The following is an 8,562-nucleotide window of genomic DNA, read 5'->3' as shown; positions in this document are numbered from 1 at the left end:
GGGCGGTGTCTTAACCGCTTGACCAACGGGCCAATACATGGTGAGCCATGAAGGACTCGAACCTTCGACCCTCTGATTAAAAGTCAGATGCATTATAAAAATAAGTACTTCACTTTACATTAAAAAGAATGTTAATCGCTCTTGAAGTTGAGAAATCCATGCCTCTGGCAGCTGCTCCTCTAGCATTGGTTCACTACTTGGATCATAGGATTCTGTCTCCATTTCAGAGAGGGAGAACACAATCAGAAATGACATGACTAGCAGGTGAATCACATGCTCTACCAACTGAGCTAATGGCTCTCGGTTTGTGAAAAGTGAATCTGAAGAAGCTGTATTGCGTCAAACCAATCGCTTTAAAAAAGCTGGAACATCGCATCCTAACAAGTTTCAGAGACCTTTGCAACAACGAGATTTATAATATCATAGAGTCATTACATATGGCAATACGTTTTTCGACATTTTTTTTAAAAAAGTGTCGGATTTGATATCCCCTGTCAAATCGCCCATTTCTGCAAACGCCTTCAATTTTGACCCTTCTTTTCAATGGTCACTGCCTCTTCAAGCACATAGAAACGTTTCAAAGCGCCTGAAAATGGTTATAAAAGAGACAAGTAACATTGTGATTGAAAAAGGAGGAAGCAGCATGAGTTCATTCAAATTAGGAGATAAAATGCCCAATTTTTCACTGCCAACGGTGCAGGGCGAACACATTGATTTCTACAAACATTTAGAGGATCATCAAAGCTGGCACCTCATCATTTTCTTTAGAGGATCATGGTGCCCAGTATGCGTAGAGGAATTAAAAGAGCTAGAAAAGCAACAATCATACTTTCAAGACAAGGATATTCACTTAATGGCGATTTCAACGGATAAACCTGATGACTTGAAGGAATTTGCTGATCAAGAGGGACTTTCCTTCCCGATCATGTCTGACCAAGATCTCACTTCATTAAAAGCATATGAAGTGTTCTATCATGGAGAAGATGCCCCATATGAAGATCACGGGGTACACGGAGAACCCGCCTATTTCTTATTAAATGAAAAAGGCCAAGTACTCTATCAGCAAAGACAAACAAGTCCATTTGGAAGACCGCATGCGAATGAATTGCGCAAAATCATCCAATACATTCGTAAAAATTTAAAAGGGCAATATAAAAGCCTGAAATAAGAAAGAAGCTCTCGTGATGAGGGCTTCTCAGATTGTTGACAAAGATGCGAGGGTTTGTCTACACGCTGAGAAGCTCTCGTGATGAGGGCTTCTTTTTTTATGAATATTTTTTGTTGTATAACCAATCTGCGGTGAAAAACACAAGGAGACCCGTCATTAAAATCACAAAAGTGACGGGAAGTCTGTCACCTTGAAAAAAAGCGTACATCGCATGCACTCCTAATGCTAGAAGATAAAAAACAAACGCCGATCCTGCTGCTTTATGTGCATTCACTTGTTCTCTTTTCGTCATTTTTTTAAAAAACATTGTATCTATTCCCCTTTACGATGCTTTCTTCATCGTCACCCGGCGAAGTGCCCGCGATCGGATATATTCCATTGGCCCAATCCGCCACACATTTAAGCAAAATGCCGAAATCGCTATTTGCAGAAGTGAAATGAGCAGCCATGATAATACGATGAGGGGTGCATTGATTTGACCGCCAAGACCCAATCCCCAGCTATAAAAAAGAATCGAGCAGATGACATTTTGCAGGATGTAGCAGCTAAGCGCCATTTTCCCTACATATTCAAACCAAGTCCACATGAACCATGATTCCGTATGTGCCAAGAGCTTCGCAATGACAGCTATATAGAAGATAGAGAGGAATGGGGAAAAGACGTAGCGCACCACGAATTCCACTATTTCATTCGGCACGAAGACGAGTGCATTCAGCGGCAGACCAACCCATAAACCGATTCGGAACAATGTTTTCCGAAGAGATTGCCCGCGTTCATTCGCATAAAAAACACCCGCTCTCATCATTCGAACACCTAATAAAAACAGAAATGTATTCATTGGAATGATAAAAATCGCTTCTTCACGGTACATGAAAAAGTATTGTAATCGCTCTTGAACTTGAGAAATCCATGCCTCTGGCAGCTGCTCCTCTAGCATTGGTTCACTACTTGGATCATAGGATTCTGTCTCCATTTCAGAGAGGGAGAACACAATCAGAAATGACATGACTAGCAGGTGAATCACACCAGAGAAGATCATACCCTTTTTGATGCGCCGGTCCCCTCCACGTACAATGAAAGCCACAAGTAAACCCGTGACGGCGTAACTCATGAGCACATCATATTCCATCACAAGGGCAAAATGGACAAAGCCTTCGATAAATAAAAATAAAAGAATCCATAAATATGTACCCGGCCAAGGTGTGTTTTTTCTTTTCGCCTGCTGATACTTCAGCTCCAATCCAACACCAAACATGATGGTGAGCAACGAGAGCATTTTGCCATAAACGAACATCGAGACAATGCTTTCAAGCAAACTGCCATTTTCATATTCATCTGCAATCTGATCTGTCGCAAAGGTATCCCCTGCGTACGCAAAAAACCAAACATTCGTCCCCAATGTGCCTAGTATGGCAAAGCCTCGTAAAATATCTAATAATCGTATTCTTTCTTTCACTTGAACGCTCCTTCCCCTTTATACAGTTATCATATTTTGGTAATACCGGGAAGTCCGTTCTATTGAATTTAAGGAATATTTAAACAAAAAAACACCAGTAAAATGTGTGATTTTACTGGTGTCTGATCAGTCTATACTTATGGACGGTACACGCTGCGGACAACGTTCGTTTGTGAACGGTCTGGTCCGACTGAGAAAATAGAAAGTGGAATACCTGTTAATTGTGAAATGCGCTCTAAATAGTGGCGGGCATTTTCAGGCAGTTCACTTAAATTCTTCACGCCTGTAATATCCTCTGTCCATCCTGGCATTTCTTCGTAGACAGGCTCACATTTCGCTAATTCTTTTAGACTTGCTGGGAATTCCTCTGTGATTTCTCCGTTCAATTTATAAGCGACACAGATTTTCAATTTCTCAATCCCTGTCAGTACATCGATTGAGTTCAGAGATAAATCTGTAATACCGCTCACACGGCGGGCATGACGGACAACAACACTGTCAAACCACCCAACACGGCGCGGGCGTCCAGTTGTCGTACCGTATTCACGGCCAACTTCACGGATTTGATCGCCAATTTCATCATGAAGTTCTGTCGGGAATGGGCCATCTCCAACACGTGTTGTGTAAGCTTTTGACACGCCGACTACATGTTGAATTTTCGTAGGTCCTACGCCAGAACCAATCGTCACTCCTCCAGCCACTGGGTTAGAGGACGTCACAAATGGATATGTCCCTTGATCGATATCAAGCATAACGCCTTGTGCCCCTTCAAATAGAACACGGCGTCCTTCATCTAGTGCATCATTCAATACAACAGATGTATCCACGACATATTTTTTCACTTGCTGGCCATATTCATAATACTCGTCTAAAATATCTTCAATTTTGAAGCCTTCTGTGTCGTACATTTTCTCTAAAAGACGATTTTTCTCTTCTAGATTACGTGCAAGCTTCTCTTCAAAAACTTCACGATCTAATAGATCTGCGACACGGATTCCGACGCGAGCTGCTTTGTCCATATAAGCTGGTCCGATTCCTTTTTTCGTCGTACCGATCTTATTAGCCCCTTTCCGCTCTTCTTCTACCTCGTCCAATTTTAAATGATAAGGCAGAATCACATGGGCTCTATTGCTGATTCTGAGGTTCTCTGTACTCACATTCCGTTCGTGAAGATACGCAAGCTCAGTGACCAACGCTTTAGGATCAACCACCATTCCATTACCGATGACACAAGTTTTCTCTTTATAAAAAATACCGGACGGAATGAGGTGTAGCTTGTAAGTCACTCCATCAAATTTGATCGTGTGACCTGCATTGTTTCCCCCTTGATAACGGGCAATCACCTCTGCATTTTCTGAAAGGAAATCGGTAATTTTCCCTTTCCCTTCGTCACCCCACTGCGTACCTACTACGACTACTGAAGACATATCGTGCACCTCCGTTAACCTTTCAAAACGTTATCTCTTTCAAACACATTTATTTTATCAATGCAAAACGAAAAAGTCAACGCTAAATCCGAACATTAATATCTCGAAATCAAATTTTGTTCGCTTTAAATGTGAGAAAAAGCGCTTTAATCGCTTCGTCTACGCTTGAAAAAGGAGATTTTGAGCAAAAACAACTGTTTTTATCGATTCCCGCTTTATTCATGATTTTCAATTAATTGAATCATCGAGCTTGCCATGAAGTCAGGTGAATACGGTCTTCCTTTCCTCAGCCACCATTCAGCGGTTCCAACATAAGCAGAAATGACAAATTGCTTCTGCATCTCGAGAGGAACATGATGCGGGTCAGGATTTGAACCCGCGACCTCCTCTAATCCTAAAGAAAAGCTTTCCTCAAAAAAAGCACTGGCTGTCTGATGAATATTAAGCTCTCGCCCTCTTTTCAATAGAATCTGATACTCCTCTTCATGTTCCTGCAAGTGTTGATAAAATCGAAAAATATACACATATGCTGCGTGGTCAGCCTGCCAATCCTCTTCTTGTACAGGAGCAAAAATAGCAGCTTTCATCACATCAAACATCTCATCCATGACCTGCTGGGCAAGATCAAACTTATCTTCATAATGCTGATAGAAGGTGGTGCGATGGATGCCTGCCTTTTTCGTTAAATCTTGTACGGAAATCTTTCCCCATTCCTTCTCTCTTAATAAATGAAATAACGCTTTTCTTAATTGCTGCTTTGAATCAGTTGCGCGCTTATCCCCTCTGTAGCAGTCCGCCACAAGCCGCTCTCCCCTTCCCATTTTCTTCAACAGATTTCGCTTTTCTGTTGGTTGAATCCTCTCGGCTGATGAATTAACTTTAATCTAACACAACGAAAAAAAGGAATCATCTGACAACCAATAAGGAGTGATGATCATGGAAACAACAACACCAAGTGCCGTGCAAAAAGCGTTATTAAGAGGGAAAAACAAGCAGGACCCGTATAACCCATTTGATTGGTATGCCAAAATGCGTAAGGAATCACCTGTTCATTTTGATGAAAGCAGTCAAACTTGGAGTGTATTCACATACGAAGAGGCAAAGCGTGTAACAATCGATAAAGATACCTTTTCTAGTCAACCTCCTAAAGACCAGCGGAAACATTCTCTGATGAAAACAATGGTGATGATGGACCCGCCGAAACACACACGAATCCGCTCCATTGTGAGCAAAGCCTTTATACCTCGAGTGATGAAATCGTGGGAACCACGTATTCAAGAATTGATGGATGAACTCATGGCGCAGATAGATGGGAAAGAAGAAATTGATCTTGTTCAAGACATCTCCTATCCGCTTCCTGTCATTGTCATTGCAGAGCTGTTAGGTGTGCCGTCAGAACATAAACAGTCCTTTAAAGATTGGTCAGATCTTCTGGTTAGTATGCCTAAAAGTGAAAATGAAGAGGATGTAGCTGAATGGCAGAAAACACGAGATCAAGGCGAAGCTGACATGATGGCATTTTTTGCTGACATCATCGAAGAGAAGCGTCAGCATCTCGGTGAAGATTTGATTTCTCTTTTAATTCAAGCTGAAGAGGATGGAGACAAGCTGTCAGCGGATGAATTAATCCCTTTCTGCAATCTTCTCCTTTTAGCAGGCAACGAAACGACCACCAATCTGATCTCCAATATGATCTTTAGCTTGTTGGAAAAACCAGGGGCGTATGAAGCGCTCGCTCAATCACCTGAGCTCATCCCGCGTGCTGTGGAGGAGGCCGTCCGTTTCCGTGCACCAGCGCCTACAATCGTCCGCTATGTCAGAGAGGACACAGAGCTTGGAGGGAAAGCGTTGAAAAAGGGAGACCATGTGATTGTCTTTCTCGCTTCTGCTAACCGGGATGAGCGCCAGTTTTCAAACGCACATGAGTACGATATACACCGCCATCCTAACCCTCATATTGGCTTCGGCCACGGCATCCACTTCTGTCTAGGTGCACCACTTGCCCGTCTTGAAGCATGTACTGCTATCAAGGACTTATTGGACCGATATGAGTCACTAGAACTCCTCTCCTATGTGCCAATGACAAACAGCGGCATGTATGGGCTGAAAGAGCTGAAGCTACGCGTCACAGCCCGTTTATAACAGAAAAGACTCCCACCAAGCATGGGAGTCTTTTTAAACAGGTGTAATTCCTTCTGTGTTCATGAGCACAACTCGATATCCATCTGGATCTTCAATGGTTGCACCTCCTCGATCCCAGTATGGATTCGTAGAGATGACATGCCGTCCACCAAATGAGATCAGTCTTTCTTTCATCTGCCGAAACTCCTGTTCATTAGGAATATAGAAAACAAGCAGCTGTTCTGGATGCGGAACGGGCAGGCTCTCTTCTTCTTCATGTTTGGTGATTTCTAAATGAACATGCTGGTGAGGAAGTCCGAGCATCACACCATCATACCCTTCATGCTGATCAAATGAGCCTATTCTTTTGAGCCCTAAGCCTTCTTCATAAAAGGAAATAACCTCTTTCATGTTGGCTGTTGGGCGTGCGATGCGTAATTGAGCGGCTTCGAACTGTTGAAATTTCATCTGTCATCACTCCTTTTCTCCTTTTAGTATACGATCTCTTTTTTTCTCTCTCCTCCTCATTTCGGCTGTTTTTCAGTCATTCTTTCGATGTAGATGGATCAAAAAAAGCCCAGCTTCTTGAGCTGGGCTTTAAGCACCGGGCGGAACACCCGCATCGTCAAATCTTCTTTCCAGGTTGACGAATTTGTTATATTCTTTGACGAACGCCAGTGATACCGTACCAACTGGACCGTTACGCTGTTTGGCAATAATGATTTCAATAATGTTCTTATTCTCTGATTCTTTGTCGTAGTAATCATCACGATAAAGGAATGCCACGATATCGGCATCCTGCTCAATACTTCCTGATTCACGAATATCAGACATCATCGGACGTTTATCCTGACGCTGCTCTACCCCGCGGGAAAGCTGAGACAGGGCAATGACCGGAACTTCAAGTTCCCTCGCCAGCGATTTTAAAGCCCTAGAGATTTCAGATACCTCTTGCTGACGGTTATCGCTTGATCGTCCGCTCCCTTGGATGAGCTGCAAGTAGTCAATCAGGATCATCCCAAGACCGTTTTCTTGCTTCAAACGGCGGCATTTAGAGCGTATTTCACTTACTCTAATGCCAGGTGTATCGTCAATGAAAATCCCACTGTTTGATAACGAACCCATCGCCATTGTCAGCTTACCCCAGTCCTCTTCTGTTAGATTACCGGTTCTTAGGTTCTGTGCATTGATATTTCCCTCTGCACAAAGCATACGCATGACAAGCTGCTCAGCCCCCATCTCTAAACTAAAGATGGCGACACTTTCATCTGTCTTGGTCGCGACATTTTGTGCAATGTTCAATGCGAAGGCTGTTTTCCCTACTGATGGACGAGCCGCTACAATAATCAAGTCATTTCGCTGGAATCCAGCTGTCATCCGGTCAAGCTCAGAGAATCCCGTTGGAATCCCTGTAATATCGCCCTTTCGGTTATGAAGCTGTTCAATATTATCATATGTCTGAACAAGAACGTCTTTAATGTTTTGGAAAGCTCCTGAGTTTTTACGCTGAGCCACTTCCATAATGGTTTTTTCAGCATCACTCAATAGATCTTCTACTTCATCCTCTCGCGTATACCCATCCTGTGCGATGGTTGTCGCTGTACGGATCAGACGTCTTAAAATCGATTTTTCTTCGACAATTTTTGCATAGTATTCAATGTTTGCGGCAGTTGGGACTGAGTTCGCAATATCCGTTAAATACGAAATCCCCCCTACCTCTTCAAGTAAATCTGTATTGGCAAGTTCTGATGTCACCGTGACAAGATCGACCGGTTCCCCTCTATCTCCAAGTACAAGCATCGCATTGTAAATCTTTTGATGCGACATTCTATAGAAATCCTCTGGAATTAATACCTCAGAAGCGAGCGTTAGCGCAGATGGTTCTAAAAAAACAGCACCTAATACGGCCTGCTCGGCTTCTATATTTTGCGGCGGCAGCCGGTCATCGAGAAGTTCCGTCATTCCAAGCACCGTCCTTTCATAACTTCAACTTCAGAAACTTATTTTGTTCTATATTTTGCGGCGGCAGCCGGTCATCGAGAAGTTCCGTCATGCCAAGCACCGTCCTTTCATAAAAAAATACGCTACTCATCATTTTAACATTTTCATCAATAAAAAAGTGAAAAACATCAACTATAGTCAAAATTACCATGAGGATGTTTCGTTGAACAGTGTGTTTCTGAACAGCAAAACTAGCGCATTTCAATAGAAAAGACTCTGTAACATAAATTGTTATAGAGTCCTTCATTATCGCTAATGGGATTTGTATCTGTTGTCGTTCACGTTTTGTTAATCTATCGTTTTCTTAACTCCATCATTTTCTTTTTGCCCAATGTCTTGTAAGGAGCCATTTTGATAACCAATAGATCAAAAAAAATAGGGATCAGACT

General features: G+C 42.6%; 8 protein-coding genes and 1 tRNA gene. 2 read left to right on the top strand and 7 right to left on the bottom strand.

Going from position 1 to position 8,562, the window contains the following annotated elements; translation table 11 throughout:
* Positions 1 to 38: 38 nt before the first annotated feature.
* A tRNA-Lys gene (locus BA70_RS20090) sits at positions 39 to 300 on the bottom strand.
* A gap of 343 nt (positions 301 to 643) precedes the next feature.
* Here BA70_RS20090 and BA70_RS18465 point away from each other — a divergent pair.
* On the top strand, positions 644 to 1,168 hold the full coding sequence (locus tag BA70_RS18465) for a peroxiredoxin family protein (RefSeq protein ID WP_034325189.1): 525 nt from the start codon (positions 644 to 646) through the stop codon (positions 1,166 to 1,168).
* Between the two features lie 97 nt (positions 1,169 to 1,265).
* On the opposite strand, the gene BA70_RS18460 is transcribed toward BA70_RS18465, so the two are convergent.
* The 4 genes from BA70_RS18460 to BA70_RS18445 form a co-directional block, all read right to left on the bottom strand.
* Entirely contained in the window at positions 1,266 to 1,475 is a 210-nt protein-coding gene (locus tag BA70_RS18460) for a hypothetical protein (protein WP_034325188.1), read from the bottom strand.
* Between the two features lie 15 nt (positions 1,476 to 1,490).
* Complete coding sequence (locus tag BA70_RS18455) at positions 1,491 to 2,624, bottom strand: DUF418 domain-containing protein (RefSeq protein ID WP_034325187.1); 1,134 nt, start codon at positions 2,622 to 2,624, stop codon at positions 1,491 to 1,493.
* 137 nt (positions 2,625 to 2,761) lie between these two features.
* Entirely contained in the window at positions 2,762 to 4,051 is a 1,290-nt protein-coding gene (locus BA70_RS18450) for an adenylosuccinate synthase (RefSeq protein ID WP_034325186.1), read from the bottom strand.
* Between the two features lie 215 nt (positions 4,052 to 4,266).
* Positions 4,267 to 4,851: a TetR/AcrR family transcriptional regulator gene (locus BA70_RS18445; RefSeq protein ID WP_034325185.1), complete on the bottom strand. Its 585-nt coding sequence runs from the start codon at positions 4,849 to 4,851 to the stop codon at positions 4,267 to 4,269.
* Positions 4,852 to 4,987: 136 nt separating this feature from the next.
* On the opposite strand from BA70_RS18445, the gene BA70_RS18440 reads away from it, so the two are divergent.
* Entirely contained in the window at positions 4,988 to 6,193 is a 1,206-nt protein-coding gene (locus BA70_RS18440; protein ID WP_034325184.1) for a cytochrome P450, read from the top strand.
* 33 nt (positions 6,194 to 6,226) lie between these two features.
* Here the strand turns inward: BA70_RS18440 and BA70_RS18435 are convergent, their stop codons facing one another.
* Both BA70_RS18435 and dnaB read right to left on the bottom strand, forming a co-directional pair.
* Complete coding sequence (locus BA70_RS18435; RefSeq protein ID WP_034325183.1) at positions 6,227 to 6,640, bottom strand: VOC family protein; 414 nt, start codon at positions 6,638 to 6,640, stop codon at positions 6,227 to 6,229.
* Positions 6,641 to 6,769: 129 nt separating this feature from the next.
* The gene (gene dnaB / locus BA70_RS18430; RefSeq protein WP_003214779.1) at positions 6,770 to 8,134 is read right to left on the bottom strand and encodes a replicative DNA helicase; all 1,365 of its coding nucleotides are present in this window, start codon (positions 8,132 to 8,134) and stop codon (positions 6,770 to 6,772) included.
* Positions 8,135 to 8,562 lie beyond the last annotated feature (428 nt).

The sequence above is a fragment of the Bacillus zhangzhouensis genome, from assembly GCF_000715205.1.
Lineage (GTDB): Bacteria > Bacillota > Bacilli > Bacillales > Bacillaceae > Bacillus > Bacillus zhangzhouensis.
The sequence above is the reverse complement of the archived record's forward strand: the minus strand, read 5'-3'. Positions and strand labels throughout refer to the sequence as shown.

What these genes read in the sequence shown, in the direction of transcription:
- BA70_RS18460 (WP_034325188.1), bottom strand. Translation starts at nt 1,475, where the DNA reads ATGTTTTTTAAAAAAATGACGAAAAGAGAACAAGTGAATGCACATAAA.
- BA70_RS18435 (WP_034325183.1), bottom strand. Translation starts at nt 6,640, where the DNA reads ATGAAATTTCAACAGTTCGAAGCCGCTCAATTACGCATCGCACGCCCA.
- dnaB (WP_003214779.1), bottom strand. Translation starts at nt 8,134, where the DNA reads ATGACGGAACTTCTCGATGACCGGCTGCCGCCGCAAAATATAGAAGCC.
- BA70_RS18465 (WP_034325189.1), top strand. Translation starts at nt 644, where the DNA reads ATGAGTTCATTCAAATTAGGAGATAAAATGCCCAATTTTTCACTGCCA.
- BA70_RS18440 (WP_034325184.1), top strand. Translation starts at nt 4,988, where the DNA reads ATGGAAACAACAACACCAAGTGCCGTGCAAAAAGCGTTATTAAGAGGG.
- BA70_RS18450 (WP_034325186.1), bottom strand. Translation starts at nt 4,051, where the DNA reads ATGTCTTCAGTAGTCGTAGTAGGTACGCAGTGGGGTGACGAAGGGAAA.